The organism is Allochromatium warmingii, from assembly GCF_900107145.1.
Lineage (GTDB): Bacteria > Pseudomonadota > Gammaproteobacteria > Chromatiales > Chromatiaceae > Thermochromatium > Thermochromatium warmingii.
The window spans coordinates 111,051-132,060 of record NZ_FNOW01000001.1 but is presented as its reverse complement, the minus strand read 5'-3'; the positions used below and the strand labels follow the sequence as shown (position 1 = coordinate 132,060).

14 protein-coding genes are annotated in these 21,010 nt (G+C 54.8%); 8 read left to right on the top strand and 6 right to left on the bottom strand.

All coding sequences use genetic code 11. The annotated features are described in order from the left end of the window. The first annotated feature begins 9 nt into the window (after window positions 1-9). The 3 genes from BLW10_RS00610 to BLW10_RS00600 are packed head-to-tail and all read left to right on the top strand — an operon-like array spanning window position 10 to window position 4,686. Complete coding sequence (locus BLW10_RS00610) at window positions 10-2,277, top strand: methyl-accepting chemotaxis protein (RefSeq protein ID WP_091331469.1); 2,268 nt, start codon at window positions 10-12, stop codon at window positions 2,275-2,277. Between the two features lie 52 nt (window positions 2,278-2,329). Further along, a complete protein-coding gene (locus BLW10_RS00605; RefSeq protein ID WP_245709036.1) occupies window positions 2,330-3,559 on the top strand; it encodes a PP2C family protein-serine/threonine phosphatase in 1,230 nt (409 codons plus the stop codon). 53 nt (window positions 3,560-3,612) lie between these two features. After that, on the top strand, window positions 3,613-4,686 hold the full coding sequence (locus BLW10_RS00600) for an HD domain-containing phosphohydrolase (RefSeq protein WP_091331466.1): 1,074 nt from the start codon (window positions 3,613-3,615) through the stop codon (window positions 4,684-4,686). Between the two features lie 246 nt (window positions 4,687-4,932). Here BLW10_RS00600 and BLW10_RS00595 read toward each other — a convergent pair whose 3' ends face one another. The 6 genes from BLW10_RS00595 to uvrD form a co-directional block, all read right to left on the bottom strand. Then, window positions 4,933-6,084: a PilT/PilU family type 4a pilus ATPase gene (locus tag BLW10_RS00595; RefSeq protein ID WP_091331464.1), complete on the bottom strand. Its 1,152-nt coding sequence runs from the start codon at window positions 6,082-6,084 to the stop codon at window positions 4,933-4,935. 78 nt (window positions 6,085-6,162) lie between these two features. Then, window positions 6,163-6,945 carry a hypothetical protein gene (locus BLW10_RS00590; protein WP_177168950.1) on the bottom strand — a complete coding sequence of 261 codons (783 nt, stop codon included), beginning with the start codon at window positions 6,943-6,945 and terminating at the stop codon, window positions 6,163-6,165. Window positions 6,946-6,958: 13 nt separating this feature from the next. Further along, a complete protein-coding gene (locus BLW10_RS00585; protein WP_091331462.1) occupies window positions 6,959-7,993 on the bottom strand; it encodes an MraY family glycosyltransferase in 1,035 nt (344 codons plus the stop codon). A gap of 10 nt (window positions 7,994-8,003) precedes the next feature. Continuing rightward, window positions 8,004-8,558, bottom strand: a complete 555-nt coding sequence (locus BLW10_RS00580) for a DJ-1 family glyoxalase III (protein WP_091331524.1) — start codon at window positions 8,556-8,558, stop codon at window positions 8,004-8,006. Window positions 8,559-8,678: 120 nt separating this feature from the next. Next, window positions 8,679-12,434 (bottom strand): DNA gyrase subunit B, encoded by a 3,756-nt coding sequence (locus tag BLW10_RS00575; protein ID WP_091331460.1) that lies wholly within the window; start codon window positions 12,432-12,434, stop codon window positions 8,679-8,681. 113 nt (window positions 12,435-12,547) lie between these two features. Continuing rightward, complete coding sequence (gene uvrD / locus BLW10_RS00570; protein WP_091331458.1) at window positions 12,548-14,752, bottom strand: DNA helicase II; 2,205 nt, start codon at window positions 14,750-14,752, stop codon at window positions 12,548-12,550. A gap of 678 nt (window positions 14,753-15,430) precedes the next feature. Here uvrD and BLW10_RS00565 point away from each other — a divergent pair. The 5 genes from BLW10_RS00565 (at window position 15,431) to BLW10_RS00545 (ending at window position 20,896) form a co-directional block, all read left to right on the top strand. After that, on the top strand, window positions 15,431-15,703 hold the full coding sequence (locus BLW10_RS00565) for a hypothetical protein (protein ID WP_091331457.1): 273 nt from the start codon (window positions 15,431-15,433) through the stop codon (window positions 15,701-15,703). Between the two features lie 165 nt (window positions 15,704-15,868). Beyond that, window positions 15,869-18,766 (top strand): sulfite dehydrogenase subunit SoeA, encoded by a 2,898-nt coding sequence (soeA, locus tag BLW10_RS00560; protein WP_091331455.1) that lies wholly within the window; start codon window positions 15,869-15,871, stop codon window positions 18,764-18,766. 84 nt (window positions 18,767-18,850) lie between these two features. After that, entirely contained in the window at window positions 18,851-19,573 is a 723-nt protein-coding gene (soeB, locus tag BLW10_RS00555; RefSeq protein WP_091331522.1) for a sulfite dehydrogenase subunit SoeB, read from the top strand. A gap of 23 nt (window positions 19,574-19,596) precedes the next feature. Then, complete coding sequence (soeC, locus tag BLW10_RS00550) at window positions 19,597-20,574, top strand: sulfite dehydrogenase subunit SoeC (RefSeq protein WP_091331453.1); 978 nt, start codon at window positions 19,597-19,599, stop codon at window positions 20,572-20,574. Between the two features lie 37 nt (window positions 20,575-20,611). Next, entirely contained in the window at window positions 20,612-20,896 is a 285-nt protein-coding gene (locus tag BLW10_RS00545; protein WP_091331451.1) for a hypothetical protein, read from the top strand. The last annotated feature ends 114 nt before the right edge of the window (window positions 20,897-21,010 follow it).

Below are 21,010 nucleotides of genomic sequence, written 5' to 3'. Positions count from 1 at the left end.
AATAATACTATGGGCAATTTGAAGGTTTCGACACGACTGGGATTAGGGTTTGGCGCTGTTTTGGTACTGTTAGGGGTGGTTGCGCTGATTGGGGTACTTCGGATCAACCAAATCAATACAGCGATTCATACCGTCGTTGAGGATAATTTCCCCAAGACCGTTCAGGCAAATCATATCATTGATAATCTAGGTATTATTGCGCGTGCTATGCGCAATATGCTGATTCTTGATGATGTTAATTCTATTCGTGCTGAAGTCGAACGTGTTGAACAGGCGCGAGTTGCGATTCTCAATGCGATCAATGAACTCGAAAAAACTATTCGCTCTCCGCAAGGGATTGAACGTCTAACGGCTGTTAAAGATGCGCGTACAGCCTATATTGCGCTGCAAACTAATTTCATTACCTTAATTAGTGAAGGTCGCCAAAGCGAGGCAAAAGCCCTATTACTCGGATCAGTGCGCGAACGTCAAATCGCTTATTTTAAAGTGGTCAATGCGCTGATTGATTTTCAAGTCGAGTTAATGAACAAAAATGGCGATCAAGCTGGTAAAACAGCGGATGCGGCAACCTGGCAATTAGTGTTACTCACGCTGCTGGCGCTGTTGATGGGGATTGGTGTTGGCTTCTGGATTGCTCGCAGTCTGCTGCGTCAGCTTGGTGGTGAGCCGGATTATGCGGCAGCGATGGTGCTGGCGGTGGCCAGTGGCGATTTAGGACACACAATTAAAACGGAATCCGGCGATCAAACTAGTCTGCTGGCATCACTCAAAACCATGCAAGAGACGCTCAAGCAGTTAGTCGGTGAAATTGCCACTATCGTTCAAGCAGCCAATCGCGGTGATTTCAGTCGTCGCATTGATCTGAATGGCAAACAGGGATTTGGCAAAGACATTGGCACTGGCTTAAATCAATTAGCCGAAGTCACGGAAATTGGTCTCAAAGATGTCACCCGCGTGGCGAATGCGCTCGCGGCTGGTGATCTATCGCAAGCCATCACCCGCGATTATCCCGGATTATTTGGTGAGACCAAAAACGGCGTCAATGGCACCGTTAAAGCACTGACAAACGTGGTTGATGAAATCCGCCGCATTGTTGATGCTGCCAATCGCGGTGATTTCAGCATCAAGCTGGATCTGAATAGCAAACAGGGATTTGCCCGCGATATCGGGCAATTGCTCAATCAGCTTTCTGATACCACTGAGACTGGCTTAAAAGATGTGATGCGCGTCTCGCAAGCCCTTGCTGATGGCGATTTAACCCAGACGATTACGAAAGACTATCCTGGGTTATTTGGCGAGACCAAAGCCGGTGTTAATGCGACCGTCAATAATCTAAAAGATTTAGTATTCCGCATCCGCGAAGCGGTCGATACCATCAATACCGCTTCGGGTGAAATTGCGACCGGCAATCAGGATTTAAGCCAGCGTACCGAAGAACAGGCCAGCTCATTGGAAGAAACCGCCAGCTCGATGGAAGAGCTAACCAGCACCGTTAAGCAGAATGCGGACAATGCGCGGCAGGCCAATCAACTGGCGATTTCTGCCGCTGATGTTGCCGTCAAAGGTGGCGCGGTGGTCGGGGCGTCGGTGCAAACGATGGCCGATATTTCTGAGTCGAGTAAGAAGATTGCCGACATCATTGGGGTCATAGACGGGATCGCTTTCCAGACCAATATTCTTGCGCTTAATGCGGCGGTTGAAGCGGCCCGCGCTGGTGAGCAAGGGCGCGGCTTTGCGGTGGTTGCTGCTGAGGTACGCAGTTTGGCGCAACGCTCGGCGAATGCCGCAAAAGAGATCAAGACGCTGATTACCGATAGCGTGTCGAAAGTTGATTCGGGCACGGCGCAGGTCAATGAAGCTGGAATGCGCATGACCGAGATCGTTGAGTCGATCAACCGTGTGACCAGCATCATGGCGGAGATTTCCGCCGCGTCGGTTGAACAGTCCACCGGCATTGAACAGGTCAATCAGGCCATCACCCAGATGGACGAGGTTACGCAGCAAAACGCGGCCTTGGTCGAAGAAGCGGCAGCGGCGGCGGAAGCACTGGAAGATCAGGCGCGGACGCTGGCCGGTGTGGTGTCGGTATTCAAGGTCGGTTCCGAAGGGGCCGGAGTCGGAACTGCACGTCTGCCGGCGCGTGCTGCTGCACCCGCGCATAAGTCCTCGAGCGGGGCGAAATCAAGCCACAAACCCACCAGCCAACAGCGGCCCAAAAGCGGGTCAGCCAAGCCACCACTCCCGGCGACGGATAATGACGAATGGGCAGAATTTTAGTCGCATTCCAGCTGCGTGAGGCGCATGTTGCACCGTCAACGCAGGTCGGATTGTGAGCCAACCCGCATCCGAACGCGCCGCGCTCGCGTTCGCCACCACGCCGATGAGCGTGGGCGAACGTGGGTTGGCGCTGATTGTCGATGACGAGCCATCGAATCGGCGACTGCTCAGTTTGATGCTGATCCGCGAAGGTTTCCGCACGCAGGAAGCCAGCAACGGCTGTGAGGCGCTGGAGCTGTTTGATCGTGAACAGCCGGACATTGTGTTCATGGATGTGGTCATGCCCGAAATGGACGGACTGGAGGCGACGCTTCAGATCAAGCAACGTATCGGCGACACCTTTATTCCGGTGATCTTTCTCACCGCGCTCAAAGACGAGCAAGCGCTGTTGCGCTGCATTGAAGCAGGTGGCGATGATTTTCTTGCCAAGCCGTTTAGCGTCACGCGGCTCAAAGCGCGGATTTTGGCGATGGAACGGGTGCGCAATTTGCAACGCGCACTTGCTGCCAAGCAAACCATGCTTGAAACCCTGTTAGAACGCGATCAAGAAGAAAAACAACTCGCCGAGCGCGTGTGGACGCAAGCGGTGAAGCATCACAATGCGCAGATTCCGGCAATTGGTTTAATTGAACGACCTGCGACCATTTTTAATGGCGATTTAGTGCTGATTGGCTATTTACCTGATGGCGGATTGCGCATTTTATTAGGTGATTTTACTGGGCATGGCTTATCGGCCACCATTGGCACACTGCCGGTTTCTGAGACCTTTCATGCCATGACAACGAAAGGCTTTAGCGACAGCGAATTGCTAACTGAAATCAATTTAAAGCTCTATCATTTTCTGCCCACTGAGCGGTTTATGGCAGCGTATTTAATTTCGCTGCCATCATCGGGTCATACGCTGTGGTGGTGGAATGGCGGGATGCCGACAGCTTATGTGCGCACCGCAACGGAACGGGTTGAATTATCGTCTTTTGGACTGCCGCTCGGTATTGTGCCCGAGCTGCAAGATGTCAGTTTGCGGGCGTTACCAATCACGGCCGGTGATCGACTGTTGCTGATGAGCGACGGCCTGCTGGAAGCACCTGACACGGCTGGCCAGATGTTTATTGAAGCTGGTTTTAGCACCTGCCTCCAACAGTGGCAACATGGCGCGGCGATTTTGCCGACGCTCATGGACGCCTTTGATACCCACTGCGTCGGCACCGAACCAACCGATGATGTCGCGGTGATGGAATTACCACTTGATATCAGCGTTCTCTGCCACCAGTCAAAACCCTAGAGTAGCCGATGATGCCGACGCCTTTTTCTTCTCTCTATGGGATGCCGCAGCCTATGGCAAGAGTTGACACGCTGTGCCGCAAAACCGCACGCATTCTGGTGGTCGATGATGAGCGCGTCAGTCTCATCTTAATGGAGCGCCTGCTTCAAGCATCCGGCTACGCCAATATCGTGCTGATTCAAGATCCGCAGCAATTTATGGCGATTTATCGTCAAGCACCGACGGATTTAATTTTGCTTGATATTGAAATGCCGGGCATCACTGGATTTGAGCTGATTGAGCAATTAGCGGCGCTACAAGATCCACTCACGCCGCCGATTTTGGTATTAACCTCACTACGTACCCGTGATTGTCGCCTCAGAGCATTAGAAGCTGGAGCCAGTGATTTTATCGGCAAGCCATTCGATCAAGCTGAGGTTGCGGCCCGCGTGCGCAATATGCTCGATGTGCAATTAGCGCATCGCATGGCGCATGATCAAAAAGATGTGCTCGAACAAATTGTTTATGAACGCACTCGTGAAATCCGCGAAACGCGATTACAGGTGGTGCAGCGTTTAGGCCGAGCGGCGGAATATCGCGATAATGAAACGGGACAGCATATTTTGCGCATGAGTCACACTTCGACGTTGCTGGCCAAGCATGTCGGCTGGTCGGATGAGCAATGCGAAATTATGTTACACGCCAGTCCTATGCACGATTTAGGCAAAATTGGGATTCCTGATAGCATATTGCTGAAACCCGGGCCGCTGACGCCGGATGAATGGAAAATCATGCAAACGCATAGCACCATTGGCGGCGATATTTTGAGCGGCGATGATTCAGAATTGCTTAAGCTGGCGCGTGAAATTGCGCTGTCCCATCATGAAAAATGGGATGGCAGCGGTTATCCGCTGGGTTTAGTGGCGGAAGAGATTCCCGAATCGGGGCGCATTGTGGCGCTGGCAGATGTATTTGATGCGCTGACATCGGTGCGTCCCTATAAACCAGCGTGGGACGTGAATGCGGCGCTGGATTGGATTAGAACACAAGCGGGCAAGCATTTTGATCCGCGTTTAACGGAAGTGTTTTTAGGGCTGGTGCCAGAGATTTTACATATCCGCGAACGCTTTGCCGATCCGCCGGTTTAATGTTGCAGTGTTAGAGTTTGAACCGCAAAGGCGCAAAGAACACACAGTTTTTTAAATATTTAGACAGGATTAACAGGATGTTTTAGAATTAACAAGATTTTAAGATTATTTACTGAAAAAATTATTAATTATAACATTTATTAAATAATCTTGTTAATCCTGAAATATCCTGTTAATCCTGTCTAATTCTTAAAGCATTCAATCACTTTGCGTCCTGTGCGCCTGCGCGGTTCAACATAAAAACTACTAACGCTTAGGCCGATCATCATTCCGCACTAAACTCATCCCGCTCGTCATATCCTCATCATCCGCTTGCGGTGCCATCGATTCCTGCAATTTAATCATCAGCCGCACTTCATTCGCTGAATCAGCATATTTCAGCGCATCTTCATAACTGATTTCACCTTCCTGATACAGGTTATACAATGCCTGATCGAAGGTAATCATGCCTTGCTCACCCGAACGTTTCATTAAATCCTTGAGCTTATTGACTTCGCCGGTGCGAATCAAATCGGCAGCAAGCGGCGTATTAAGCAGCACTTCAATCACGGCGCGACGACCTTGACCGTTTTTGCGTGGAATCAGTTGTTGCGCGACAATACCCTTGAGATTCAGCGATAAATCCATCAGCAATTGATTCCGCGATTCTTCAGGGAAAAAGTTGATAATCCGATCCATCGCTTGATTAGCATTATTAGCGTGCAGAGTCGCTAACACCAAGTGGCCTGTTTCGGCAAAGTTGATCGCATATTCCATTGTTTGACGGGTGCGAATTTCGCCAATCAAAATCACATCCGGTGCTTGGCGCAGGGTATTGCGCAAGGCAACTTCAAACGATTCTGTATCAACGCCAACTTCGCGTTGCGTAATAATGCAGCCGTCATGATCGTGAATATATTCAATCGGATCTTCAACTGTGATGATATGTCCTGAACTGTGGTGATTGCGATAGCCGATTAAAGCGGCGAGTGAAGTGGATTTGCCAGTGCCGGTCGCGCCAACAAACACCACTAATCCGCGTTTCGTCATAGCGAGATCGCGCAGTGTGGAAGGCAGTTTTAATTCTTCAAGTGTCGGGATGCGAGTTTCAATGCGTCGAAGCACCATACCAACCGCATCGCGCTGCACAAAGGCACTCACGCGAAACCGTCCGACTGGAGCGCGGTCGAGGGCAAATTGACATTCTTTAGTATCGTCAAATTCGGCGCGTTGGCGCTCATTCATAATTTCATAGGCCATGCCGCGTGTTTGGTCGGTGGTGAGCGGTTGTTTGGTGGCTGGATAAAGTGTGCCGTTAATTTTGATTGTTGGTGGCCAGCCAGCGGTAATAAAAAGGTCGGAACCTTTTTTTTCAACCAACGCATTAAGTAATTGCTCTAGGGCGCGTTTTAAGTCCATTAGGTGATCCTCGTTAAGCTATTGGGAGATGCTTTGCATTGTGCATATTGTTATCTGGTCAAACACACTAGAGATAAATCATCCGCGCCGATATGGTGCAAACAAAAACATCCCTATTAAACCGAGCAAACTAATCGCCGTTGCAGCGAATGCCAGCCGATACGTTAATCGCCAACCGGTATTCGCTTTGCGCACGATTTGAAAATCTTCGACATGAATCGTTTCGCACGCACCGTTTCCGGTATCGTTGCGAGTGATGCTGGTGCCACGTTGAAATCCGCCGCCGTGCGCGTAGTGCGCGAGTTGACCGCGCAGATAAATTTGATCGCCGATTTCGGCTGATTTAATTGCTCGCTGCACGTATTCAACATGACTGAGCAGATGATTATTAGAAAGCTGATTCCAAGTAAATGCCTGTGCTGCCTGTTGATTATCGGTGGCAATCCAGCAAGTCCAGGTGGTGTTTTTATAGTGCATGGCGCGAAAGGCATCGCTGGCGATATTTTTGCCCCATACGACGCAGAGATCGCGGATATTGATAAAGTCTTGCCAATCCTTGGTATGGTAAATATCCCAAAAAACATCACTGTCATGCAGGCTGACGACGACGCCGTCGAGTTCATAATCAAACTGTGGCGTAATTTGATAGCGGATGCCTTCGGCTTCGATTTCAAATGGATCGGTGAGGGTACGGGTTTGGCGCGGCTCAATTAGCCGTTCGAGGTCATAAAATGCGGGCGGCGGGAATTGATCTTTTTTCCAGTGACTCCAGAGTGTTAATCCCAAGCTGGATAAAAACAATAGCCATAACAGTGGTTTCAGACTGTGGTAGGGAATATCGGTATGGCGGGATCGGCGCATGAATACACTCCGGCTAGGGTTCGCGTTCGAGTCGCATCACCTTGACATGAATCAACCCATACACCACCGCCCAACCTGCTAACAGTCCCCATTGTTCGATGACGGTGAGACGCGGAGCCGAGACCGCGCATACAGTCACTGCGCCCATGAGCGCATAGGCGCGTGTCAAGGTTTCGCGTTGTGTCCAGCCGGCGAGAATCACGCGCTGATAATGATGCGAGCGATGCGCTTCCCACACCCGTTCGCCGCGTGCCAGCCGCGCCAGCAGCGTCCAAGTCGCATCGACAATAAACGGCGAGAAGATCAACCATGCTACCCAGAGCGCAAAGAGGCCGAGTTTTACGCCCCAGAGCGCCAGCGCCGCTGCTAAAAACCCTAAGCTTGATGAGCCGACATCGCCTAAAAAGATGCGGGCCGGTGGCAGATTGCTGACCAAAAACCCCGCAGCCGCTGCCGCCACGCCAAGACAGATCGCGGTATAGAGCGGCGCATCTCCGCGCCAGCCCAGCCAAGCGAGCGCCAGAAATCCGCAGACCGCCATACCGCCGGCCAGTCCGTCTATGCCGTCCATGAAGTTATAGAGGTTAATCATCCACACCACGAATAGCAGTGTCAGTAGCAGTGCCAGCGCCGTCGGCAGCGTCCAAAATAAACCAGGCAGATCGAACTGTGTCCAGCGCAGACCGCCGCTGATTAACAATCCGGCGGCGAGTCCATGCACTGCGAGACGTGTCAGCGGTGACAGCGTGCGCAGATCGTCGAGAAACGATACCACCGCGACGACCAACAAGGCCGCGCCGATCCAGATCAATTCCGCGCTGGCATCGCCCCAAAGCAGCGCGACCAGCCACACCAGCGCGACCCCAGCGAGCACACCCAGCCCACCGGAACGCGGCACCGGCGTGTTATGGAGCGAACGGGCGTTAGGATGATCGAGCGGCCCGAGGGTTGAGCCAGCGCGGGAGGCTAACCAGCGCGTTAGGCTCAAACTGAGCGCCAGCGCGAACAAGCTCGCTCCGACACTGGTCAGCAGCGCCGCTATCGCCATGCGCCGCGACTCAGTGCGAGCGAATCAGCGCCGCTTCGACCTGATCACGGCGCTCCGGCCCGACCAGCGCGGCGATGAGTTCAAGGGCAAAATCCATTGCTGCGCCCGGGCCGCGTCCGGTAATCACGCGCCCATCCGTGACGACTGGTGCATCAATCAGCGTCAGACGCGGAAAGGCATCCGGCGCGACACAGCCCGGATAACAGGTCGCCTGCCGATCATCGAGCACTCCGGCAACGGCTAAAACCTTCGGGGCCGCACAGATCGCCGCAGTGTACGCGCCCTGCTCGGCATGACGGCGGAGCATCGTGTACAGACGGGAATCCTCTTCGAGATACTGCGCCCCCGGCAGACCACCGGGCAGCACGATCATCTCGAACATCTGATCGACGACAGCGGCCAGCGTCGTATCCGGCACCAACACAGTGCCGCGACTGGCGGTGACTGGCCCATCGGTCAACCCGGCGGTGACGACTTCAATCTCAGCGCGGCGCAATAGATCGATGATCGTCACGGCTTCGAGTTCTTCGCAGCCCTGAGCAAGCGGCACTAACACACGCATCATAACCAGCTCCATGAGACTGATAGATTAAATACAACACTGATGGAAGCGCCTATTTTTTATTGTTGTTTTATTTTCAGCGTCATTCCGCGTTTTCAGCGGCTGATTAAAACGACCGCAGATTCAAATATCAAGATTGCCGACATTCAGCGCATTGCGTTCAATAAACTCGCGGCGCGGCTCGACTTGATCGCCCATCAGCGTCGTAAAAATCTGATCGGCGGCGACTGCATCCTCAATCGTCACCTTCAACAAACGGCGCATCTCAGGATTCATCGTCGTCTCCCACAACTGCTCAGGATTCATCTCACCCAAGCCTTTATAACGCTGAATGCTATACCCGCGCTGCGCTTCAGCGAGCAACCAGCGAATCCCTTCACCAAGATCGTTAATCTCCTTACGCTTCTCGCCGCGCTGAATAAACGCACCAGACTGAATCAACCCATCAAGCTTCAAACCAAACTCACGCAGACGGGCATAATCAGCGGTCTGAAAGAAATCGAGCGGAATCCGGCGCGTCTCGGGGATGCCATGAATCAACCGGATCAATTCCAAGCCGCGTGACTGGCCTTCGGTCGCCGCACTGACACGCAACACATAATGTAGCGAGACCGATTCAGCCGCATTCAGCCGCGCTTCCATCACCTGACACCAAGCGGTGAGCCGCTCGACATCGCTCAACATTGCGACATCGAGCGGCGGCGTACGCACCAGCTCATCCAAAAAGCTTGCGTCATAACGCGAAGCCAGCCGCCGCCCGATATTGACGGTGAGTTGATAATCTTTCGCCAATGCTTCCAACGCGGTAGCCGCTAATGGCGGAGCATCAGCGGTGACATGCAATTCTGCCCCATCGAGCGCCGCTTGCAGCATGGCCGCATTCAGCGCCGCTTCATCGAGCAAATAATCTTCTTGCTTGCCTTTTTTGAGCTTATACAGCGGCGGCTGGGCGATATAAATATGCCCGCGCTCGACCAATTCCGGCATTTGACGGTAAAAGAAAGTCAGAAGCAGGGTACGGATATGCGCTCCGTCTACGTCGGCGTCGGTATTGTGACAACAGAGTCCACCCAAACCGGCGATGAAATTCTCATCATGTTCAACCGAAAAGTCATAAACCTGACCGTTACTAGCGGCCACCGGCGTGATCGACTCAATCGGCAGCGCGATCAGATCGCCGTCGAGCGTCTCGAAACGGCGATTGACCGAGGGCGCGGTACTGAGCAAGCGTGCTTCCAACGCCGCAGCACCCGGCAGATCGGCCCAAACTGCCCGCAACCGCGCTAAATCCTCGCGGGCGCTGACAGTCAGCGTCCAGTGCGGATGACGGGTCACACACGGCTGACCGCGAATCTCGCGCACTACACCATCCGGTTCATAGTGCGACATCGAGGCCACAACACCGAATGACGACAACAGATAAGACAAGCCGCTGGCGATCTCACGCGACGAAGTGGCAAAGCCGAGCCGTCCGCTGGCGAGCGTGCCGTCGCCCATCAAATAGCCACGAATAAAGGCTAGGCGCAGCGGTTCAGCGACATTGAACACCAGATCGGGAATCGCTTTATCAATCGCGTTGATATTCGTGAAATCGAACAGATGCCGCCACGCCAGCACCGCGACGCGATTGGTTAGCCGCAATTCGGTGACACGATTGTGACTGGTATACACCTGTGCTTGCAGACCAAAGGTTTGCTCTAACACGCGGCGCAGTTCCGGCAAGATAGTCTGATTGCGGGCACCGATGGCAAAGCGGATACCGCCGCGCTCAGAACACGAACCTTCAGCCAGATAAAAGCCCAGCAACCAGAGCAGATCGGCATTGACTGTGATAAAGCGGGTCATGCCTCGGTCAGCGTAGGGCATCCGTGCGGCTTGCGCGATCTCGGCCCCGACCGCAACCGGCAGCGCGACGCATTTGGCGTCCTCAGCGACTGCTACATCACGCGCCCAGCTCTGCACCGCCGCATCTGGAATCGCGTGCAATGCTGTTAAAACATCCAAACGCTCCGGCGCAGTCACCGGAAATGCCAGCGAACGCGGGGCGACAATCCGATCACCTTCGCGCAATTCATCGCCGCGTTTAAGCTGAATCTGCTGATTTTCATAGACAAAAACGCTGTGACTAGCCGTCACCCGCACCGAACGACCATAGGCGGATTTGACCTCAAACAGTGGCTCGTGGAGCGGATGCCGGATCACGGCCTTGATCGGACGAAACCGAGTCAGCCGATCCGCCATGCCGAAACACAACACCTCGCCTAACTCGGCATCGGCGCGTTTGCAATAATCCTCAGCGGCGGATTCGGGGAGCGCCGCGTCGATAAAATCCCCAATACGGGTCATGCGCACCTGACCGCCCGGATCGCGCACAAAAACATGCTCTTCCGCGTCAACGCTCATAATAATCACGCGATGATAACGCAGATTATCCGGGTTATATTCCTCGCGCCCGATGCCACAGCCGAGCGCGGTAATCAGCGTGCCGACCTCAGCCGACGCCAGCATCTTGTCAAACCGCGCTTTTTCGACATTCAGAATCTTGCCCTTGAGCGGCAAAATCGCCTGAAATGCGCGGTCGCGGCCCTGCTTTGCTGAACCGCCTGCCGAATCACCCTCGACCAGATACAACTCGGATTTAGCGGGATCTTTTTCCTGACAATCGGCGAGCTTGCCCGGCAAACCGGCGATATCGAGCACACCCTTGCGCCGCGTCATCTCACGCGCTTTACGCGCTGCCTCACGCGCCCGCGCCGCTTCGAGCATCTTGTTAGCGATGACCTTCGCCTCGTTGGGCTGCTCTTCCAAAAAGGTGCTCAACTGCTCGACCACCAGCGACTCGACGACGCCCTTAACCTCCGAGGACACCAGCTTATCTTTCGTCTGCGAGGAAAACTTCGGATCCGGCACCTTCACTGACAGCACCGCCGTCAACCCTTCGCGGGCATCGTCGCCGATGGGACGAACCTTCTGGTTTTTATCCAGCCCCTCACGCTCGATATAACCGTTGAGCGTGCGCGTCAACGCCGCCCGCAAACCGGCTAAATGCGTGCCGCCATCGCGCTGCGGAATGGTATTGGTGTAGCAAAAAATGGTTTCCTGATAGCTGCTGTTCCACTGAATCGCCAGCTCAACGCCGATATCCTGCCGCTCAGTGCTGAAATAAATCACCGTCGGATGAACCGGCTCTTTATTCTGATTGAGATTCTCGACAAAGGCGCGAATGCCGCCCTCGTACTCGAACACATCCTGCCGCCCGCTGGCTTCATCGGTGAGCGCGATGCGCACGCCAGAATTTAAAAATGACAGCTCGCGCAGACGCTTGGCCAGAATGTCGTAATGGAAATCGAGATTGGTGAAAATCTCACCCGACGGATAAAAGCGAATCTCGGTGCCGGTTGTTGCAGCCTCGCCGATGACGCGCAGCGGATAGAGCGGCTCGCCGAGATGATATTCCTGCTCATAAAGATGACCACCACGGCGGATGCGCAAATACAACCGTTCGGAAAGCGCGTTGACGACAGAAACACCGACGCCATGCAGACCGCCCGAGACTTTATACGAATTGTCATCGAACTTACCGCCCGCGTGGAGCACGGTGAGAATAACCTCAGCGGCGGAGCGGTTCTCTTCGGCGTGAATATCGACCGGAATGCCGCGCCCGTCATCGAGCACCGAGACGGAGCCATCGGCGTGCAACGTTACTGAGACGGTAGTGCAGTAACCGGCGAGCGCCTCGTCAATGGAATTATCCACAACCTCGAAAACCATGTGATGCAGGCCGGTGCCATCGTCGGTATCGCCGATGTACATGCCCGGACGCTTGCGCACTGCATCCAGTCCGCGCAGCACTTTGATGTTCGTGGAGTCGTAGGTCATGGGATCTTGATTCGTTCGCAAGGTGAGAGAAACGCGCCGCTCGCTATCGAGCGAAAGGTGAGACGGGCATTATACGCCATTGTTGCGGGTGGCCCCTGAGACGCTGACCGCAGTTAAACCGCTTCCAGCCGCGCATAGGCCAATACCAGCCATTTTTTGCCAATCCCGCCGGAAAACTCGATTTCAATGCGCGTCTGGGCGCCGCGTCCCTCGCTGTTGCGCACGACACCGATGCCGAATTTCGGATGCCGCACACGCTGGCCGAGGGTGAAGCCGTCGGGCGCTTTCGCGGCGGTCGGATGTTGACGACGCGGCGGGTCAGTGATCGACGCGGGCGCAGTTTTAGCCGGAGCGGTGAACGACCGGCGAGCGACGCCACCGCCGCGCACATTCTCCAGCAACTCCGCTGGAACTTCGCGCAAAAACCGCGACGGCGTGGTGTATTCCTCGCGTCCATACAGCCGCCGACTTTCGGCGTGCGTGAGATAGAGTTGCCGCATAGCGCGGGTCATGCCGACATAACACAGCCGCCGCTCTTCCTCCAGCCGCGCCGGATCATCGAGTGACAGACTATGCGGAAACAGTCCATCTTCCAATCCCGCCAAAAATACCAGCGGAAATTCCAGCCCTTTCGCACTGTGTAGCGTCATCAGTTGCACACTGTCCTCGAACGGATCGGCCTCAGCGTCACCGGCCTCCAGCGCCGCATGAGCGAGAAAGATGCCGAGCGGATCGCCGTCATCGTCGCGTAGATCCTGCTCAAACCGCGCAACCGTCTCGATGAGCTGCTCTAGGTTCTCAATACGATCCTGACCCTTGCCGTCCTTGCTGTGCTTGAAATGCTCAATCAAGCCAATCGCCGCAATCACGCCCTCAGTCAATGCACTCAACGACTGCCCAGCGCGGGCGGTGCGCTGCGCGTCAATCAGGGTCAAAAAGCCGCGTAGCGCAGTGCTGGCGCGGGGGCTGAGTGCGCCGCTGCTACTGAGTTCCTGCGCCGCTCGCCACAGCGAAACACCCGCCGCCCGCGCTTGCTCGCGGAGCAAATCGACGGTGCGTTCACCGATACCGCGTGTCGGCAAATTGACCACACGCTCAAACGCCGCGTCATCGTCGGGATTGGCCATCAAGCGCAGATACGCCAGCGCATCGCGGATTTCAGCGCGTTCAAAAAAGCGCAATCCACCATAAACACGATATGGAATAGCAGCTTGAATCAACGCCTCTTCAAAAAGCCGCGATTGCGCCGTCGTGCGATACAGAATCGCGCACGCATCGCGCCGCTGCCCAGTCGCAATAAATTGACGAATACGCTCGACGACAAATCGCGCTTCATCGACTTCATTAAATGCGGTGTAAACGCAAATTGGCTCGCCCGCACCATCCTGCGTCCATAGCTGTTTTCCTAAGCGGGTCGGATTATTCGCAATCAGCGCATTGGCAGCGGCGAGAATGGTGCCGGTTGAGCGATAATTTTGTTCTAAGCGAATCGTGCGGGTTGTCGGATAATCAATTTGAAAGGATTGAATATTTTCGACCTTCGCTCCGCGCCAGCCATAAATTGATTGATCGTCGTCACCAACGACAAATAAATCATTGTGTTGACCGGCGAGCAATCGCAACCACGCATATTGAATCGCGTTGGTGTCCTGAAATTCATCAACCAGAATATGCCGAAAGCGATGCTGATAATACTCAAGCAGATCGGCACGGTCGCGGAGTAATTCTAGCGCACACAACAATAAATCAGCAAAATCGAGTGAACCTGTGCGCGTTCTGGCTGCTTCGTATTCACGATAAACCGCGAGCATTCGGTCGCCAACAAAATCACCGGTTTCGGTCAGATGTTGCGGGCGTAAGCCATTATCTTTATGCCGATTGATAAAGCCCTGAATCTGACGCGGTGGAAAACGCGCTTCATCAAGTTGTAGGTCTTTCAGCAAGCGTTTAATCAGTCGCACCTGATCGTCGGAATCGAGAATTTGGAATTGTTGCGGCAGCCGCGCTTCGCGCCAATGGGCACGTAATAAGCGATGGGTGAGACCGTGAAAGGTGCCGACCCACATCCCACTGACTGGAGCGCCGAGCATGGCATCGAGCCGCGCTCGCATCTCGCGGGCGGCTTTATTAGTGAAGGTGACGGCCAAAATCGATCCGGCTGGCAGCTGTTGTTCCTGCATCAACCACGCGATGCGATGCACGAGAACGCGGGTTTTGCCCGATCCCGCACCAGCGAGAATCAGCAGATGACCGGGTGCAGCGGCAACGGCTTCGCGTTGGGCAGCGTTGAGTGAGGCAAGTAGAGGGGAGGTGTTCATCAGCGAATTTTGGTAGTGCCTTAATCGATAGGAATTATTGATTGCGATAGACTGTATCAAATCTGACGCTCAAGAGGTTTGTCTCAATGCATTGTCCAAACTGCTACGCTAAACAACTGGTCAAAAATGGTTTCAATGCGCTTGGGGGTAATGCCCCAATCTAAAGGATTTAAGATGCGTTCAATTTAGCTAGATAGCCATCCACTGGCTCAATTGATCCTACGAATCAGGGCACTACCAAAAAATTTAACACTATCTGATAGCTCTCCGAGGGGCGGTTTTTTCTAGTCACGAAGCACCAACTTCTTGAGCTTGAAACCCACCCCCGCAAGCGTCCGCTTTCTACCACAGCTAATCTGCTCGCGATAATCAGCCCTGTCTGTACGATGTTGTGCAAATCGCACAGGCACACCGCCCCGCGTCGGCACACGACAAATCCCCCACAGCGCGTGCCGATTTTCAGAATTGCCCAAGAGATCACGTTTTTTGCACAAAATTCGCACCAACAACAGTTGTTGTATGTTGCATCCATGTACTAGAATACAGCCATAAGACGGCTATATGCAGACGAAATGAGACAAACGCTGTTGCGCGTATGACTCATCTTCGAGTTAACGCCTCTGGTTAGCCGCCATCGACCGCATTTCATCATTCATTTTATCTATTGCAGGCCAGGATATGTTCGAGTCCAACGCTAATACGATCCGCTATAAATGGGATCCCGAAACCTCTACCGGTTATCAACTCCGTTTTGACGTCGAAGGAGCCGCAAAAGGCGGTCACTACTGCTTCCATGTCGAAGATTGGAACTGCCGCACCGTCACCAGCGAGTGGCCGTGTCAGGATTTGACGGAAGCACTCGAAGTCCTCAATCACTTTTTTACTGTCGATGTCAAGCAGGAGCGCGAGCGTCTGAGCGCCTGGCTGCCGGTCGAGTACCGCGCCGCCTGATCTGCTCTCCCGCTTCGCTCTGCTCTGCTCGAAACAGGCCGCCATGCGCGGCCTTTTTATTGCGAATTCTTAATGCAGAGCATTGAACGGGTTTGAAAGCGCGGGCCAGTGGCGATTAGAATGCTGTGATTGTCTTTCCGTCATTCCCCGCGAAAGGTGCCCCCCATGCAGGATCCAGCCAGTCATTCGGATAGCCTCGTCGGTCGCGTCGAGGTCAAGGAGACGACCTGTTATATGTGCGCGTGCCGCTGTGGGATCCGCGTGCATCTGCGTGATGGCGAGGTGCGCTATATCGACGGCAACCCCAAGCATCCGCTCAATAAGGGCGTGATCTGCGCCAAAGGCAGTTCGGGGATTATGAAGCAGTATTCCCCCGGGCGGCTCACGCAACCGCTGCGCCGCAAGGCCAATGCCGAACGCGGCGAGAGTGCCTTTGAGGTGATCTCGTGGGATGACGCTTTTAAGCTGCTCGAAGAGCGGCTGGCCAAATTACGCGCTGAAGATCCGAAAAAATTCGCCCTCTTTACCGGCCGCGACCAGATGCAGGCGCTCACCGGTCTGTTCGCCAAGCAGTACGGCACGCCCAACTATGCCGCGCATGGCGGCTTTTGCTCGGTCAATATGGCCGCCGGGCTGATTTACACCATCGGCGGTTCGTTCTGGGAGTTCGGCGGCCCGGATCTGGAACGCGCCAAGCTGTTCGTGATGATCGGCACCGCTGAAGATCATCATTCTAATCCGCTCAAAATCGCTATTTCTGAGTTCAAACGGCGCGGCGGGCGGTTTATTTCGATCAATCCGGTGCGCACTGGCTATTCAGCCATCGCCGACGAATGGGTGCCGATCAAGCCCGGCACCGACGGGGCGCTGATTTTAGCTATCACCCGCGAAATTCTCGATAAAGGCTTGTTCGACCGCGATTTTCTGGTGCGTTACACCAATGCCGCCGAGCTGGTGATCGACGATCCGAGCCGCGACGATCATGGCCTGTTTTATCGCGCCGAGATGCACGTTGAGCCGGATTGCTTCGATCCGCAGAACAAGCTGTGGTGGGATCGTGACATCGACGGCCCGATCAGTACCCATACGCCCGGCGTCGATCCGCGCCTGATGGGCAGCTATGTTCTACCCGACGGCACGCCGGTCAAACCGTCGTTCCAATTGCTCAAGGAACGTCTGGAGCAATATACCCCGGAGTGGGCGGCACCGATTACCGGCATTCCGGCTGAGACCATCCGCCGCTTGGCGCATGAAATGGGCGTGACCGCCCGCGATCAGAAAATCGAACTGCCGATCAAGTGGACGGATTGCTGGGATGATGAACACGAATCCGTGACTGGCAATCCGGTCGCGTTTCATGCGATGCGCGGACTGGCGGCGCACTCTAACGGTTTTCAGACCATCCGCGCCCTCGGCGTGTTGATGACCGTGCTCGGCACCATCGACCGTCCGGGCGGTTTTCGGCATAAAGCGCCCTATCCGCGCCCGATTCCACCGTGCCCAAAACCACCGCACGGCCCGGAAGCAGTGCAGCCGAATACCCCGCTCGACGGCATGCCGCTCGGCTGGCCATCGAAGCCGGAAGATCTGTTCGTCGATGAAGCGGGCGAACCACTGCGGCTGGATAAAGCATTTTCGTGGGAATATCCGCTGTCGGTGCATGGCCTGATGCACAACGTCATTACCAATGCCTGGCGCGGCGATCCCTATCCAATTGATACGCTGTTGCTGTTTATGGCGAATATGGCGTGGAACTCGACCATGAACACGGTCGAGGTGCGCAAGATGCTGGTCGATAAGCACCCGAACGGCGAATACAAGATTCCATTCCTCGTGGTGTGCGATACCTTCGCCTCCGAGACCGTCGCCTTTGCCGATTTAGTGCTGCCGGATACCAGCTATCTGGAGCGCCATGATGTGCTGTCGATGCTCGACCGCCCGATCTCGGAATTTGACGGCCCAGTTGATTCGGTGCGGATTCCAGTGCTGCCACCGAAGGGCGAATGCAAGCCGTTTCAAGAGGTGCTGGTTGAACTTGGCTCGCGGCTCAAGCTGCCAGCGTTCACCAATGCCGACGGCAGTCGCAAATATCGCAACTACCCCGATTTCATCGTCAATTACGAGACCTCGCCGGGATCGGGCATCGGCTTTTTGGCCGGCTGGCGCGGCAAAAGCGGCGATCAGTTTTTGAAAGGCGAACCGAATCCGCATCAGTGGGAGATGTACGCGCAAAACAACTGCGTTTATCACCATGAACTCCCGCGCAGTTATCAATATATGCGCAACTGGAACAAGGGCTATCTGCACTGGGCGCGGGCGCACGGCATGGTGCGCTACGCCGAGCCGATCACGCTGCATCTATATTCCGAAGTGTTGCAGCGTTTCCGGCTGGCGGCGCAGGGCAAACGGCCTGGGCGGCGTCCACCTGAGCGCCTGCGCCAGCGCGTCGAGACCTATTTTGATCCGTTGCCGTTTTATTATGAGCCGCTGGAATCGCGTTTTACCGATACCCAACGCTATCCGCTCAACGCGCTCACGCAGCGCCCGATGGCGATGTATCACTCGTGGGACAGCCAGAATGCGTGGCTCCGCCAGATCCATAGTCATAACTATCTGTTCTTGAGTCCGAAAGTTGGTCTCGCCAATGGCTTTGATGACGGCGATTGGGTGTGGGTCGAATCCCCGCACGGCAAGGTGCGCTGCATGTGCCGGTTTTCTGAAGCCGTCGAGCCGGGCACGGTCTGGACATGGAACGCGATTGGCAAGGGCGCGGGCGCGTGGGGCTTGGCTCCGAATGCCGATGAAGCGCGTAAAGGCTTTTTGCTCAATCACATCATCAGCGAAGAACTGCCCGCGCACGACGCTGGCGAACATCTCTCTAACTCCGATCCAGTGACCGGACAGGCGGCGTGGTTCGATGTGCGGGTGCGGGTTTATAAAGCGGAAGCCGGTGAACCCGCAGTCACCGCGCCCCAGTTCAAGCCGATGCCGCGCCTGCCCGGACAAGACCAACCACGCGGTAAATGGCAAGCCTATGTCGCCGGTGTATTTGGCAAAAAATGACCCTTCAACGACCGGCCCGAACCCCAGCCACACGCGCCATGCTCGGCGCTGATGGCTGGCGGCTGGCGGCTGGAGGCTGAACTAATGACTCAACTCGCCCTCGTCATCGATCTCAACGTCTGCGTCGGCTGTCATGCCTGCGTGACATCTTGTAAAGAGTGGAATACCTCCGGCTGGGCTGGCCCGCTGGTGGATCAAAACCCCTATGAAGGGTCGCCGACTGGCACCTTTTTCAACCGTGTGCAGACGTTCGAGATTGGCACCTTCCCGAATACCGAGACGCTGCATTTCCCCAAAAGCTGTCTGCACTGCGAAGAGCCGCCCTGTGTGCCGGTATGTCCGACCGGCGCATCGTACAAGCGGGCGGATAACGGCGTGGTGCTGGTCGATTATGACAAGTGCATCGGCTGCAAATACTGTTCGTGGGCCTGTCCCTATGGCGCCCGCGAACTCGATGCGCAACAACAGGTGATGAAAAAATGCACGCTCTGTATCGACCGCATCACCGACGCCAAGCTCTCCGAACGCGACCGCAAGCCGTCCTGCGTGCTCGCCTGTCCGGCCAGTGCGCGACTGTTTGGCGATGTGCATGATCCCGATTCTGAGGTATCCATTGCCATCCGCGAGCGCGGCGGCTATCAGCTTATGCCCGAATGGGGCACGCAGCCCTCGAATCATTATCTGCCGCGTCAAAAGATGCGGCTGCACATTGATCCCGAGGAACTCACCCGCGTTGATAACCCCTTGCGCCGCGAAGATCTCACCGATTACACCGGCGAGGAAACCCTCGACGACGTGGCCTGGTAATCCGCCCTTCAGGATCGAATCCCATGCATCCAGCTTTTTCCGTCATCTTTCTGACCACGCTGATCGGTGCCGGTCAGGGTCTTTATCTGGCGATGGTCACCGGGCAGTTATATGCCATTGCCCGCTTTCTGCCCGCCCAGACCGACCAGTTTTATGCCATCGGCAGCTTGGTTGCGCTGGCGCTGCTGATCGCCGGACTGGGCGCATCGTTTTTCCATCTCGGGCGACCGGAGCGCGGTTGGCGAGCCGCCGCAATGTGGCGCACGTCATGGTTATCGCGTGAAGTGATTATTCTGCCGCTGGTGATGACGCTGGTATTTGCCTATGGCGTCGCGCACTGGTTTGGCTGGACGCAGCCGCTATTTCAGGTCGGCGCAGCGCTGCAAGTCGATCTAACGCTATTACTTGGCGTGTTGGGAACGGTGGCGAGTCTGGCGCTGTTTATTTGCACTGCAATGATTTATGCCGCCGTGCGCTTTATACAGGAATGGCATACCCCGCTCACGGTCAGCAATTTCCTCTTTTTCGGTGCCGCATCGGGTTTTATGCTGGCTGCGGCCTATTCCGCCTATATCGGTAATCCGCTGGTGACCTTCTATGGTACGTGGGCGGTGATTCTGACGCTCATTGCATTGGCATCGCGGTTAGCGCATCTGCGGCGCAATGTCCGCTTGAAATATAAAAGCACTGTTCAAACAGCAATCGGTGTGCGTCATGCAACGGTCATTCAAAAAGCCCAGGGCGCAACCGGCGGCAGTTTTAATACCCGCGAATTTTTTCACGGGCGCAGTCCGGTGTTGGTCAAGCAATTACGCATGATTTATATCGTGCTGGTGTTTCCGCTGCCGGTGCTGTTAATTGGCCTGTCGTATCTGATCGGCTCATCAAGCCTGCCGATTACGGCGTTTTTCATTCAATTCGCTGGATTATTGATTGAACGCTGGTCGTTCTTCGCCGAAGCACGTCATCCGCAGAATTTGTATTATCAATCGGTGGCGTGATTTGAATGCGCATTCGTATTAAGCAGGGGCTGATTCGATGACGGTTGCAGACATTTTACGGCAAGTAGGTGAGCAGGAATCCGTAGCACTCAAAGAGCATGTTACCCTACTTGCCCTCGCCAGAATCAGCCGCTATGAAGCTGAATGCGCAGTGTTTGAAGCCAAATATGCCGAATCGTTTGAAACCTTCCGTCAGCGCATTCAAGCAATCAAACATCAGGAAGATGTTGAGGCAGATGATGATTTGATGGATTGGGAGTTTGCGCATCGCGCCTTGCTCGGATGGCGGGAAAAACTGGACGCCATCCGCTATGCTGCTTGATTTAATCGAGCGTTACAGCCGCATTATTTAATCTTGGACAGTCACGCATTTTGATCGCGAAGGCGATGATTTCAGACTGAAAGCGCAGATTCTTTTCGTTGATGGCAGTCAGCC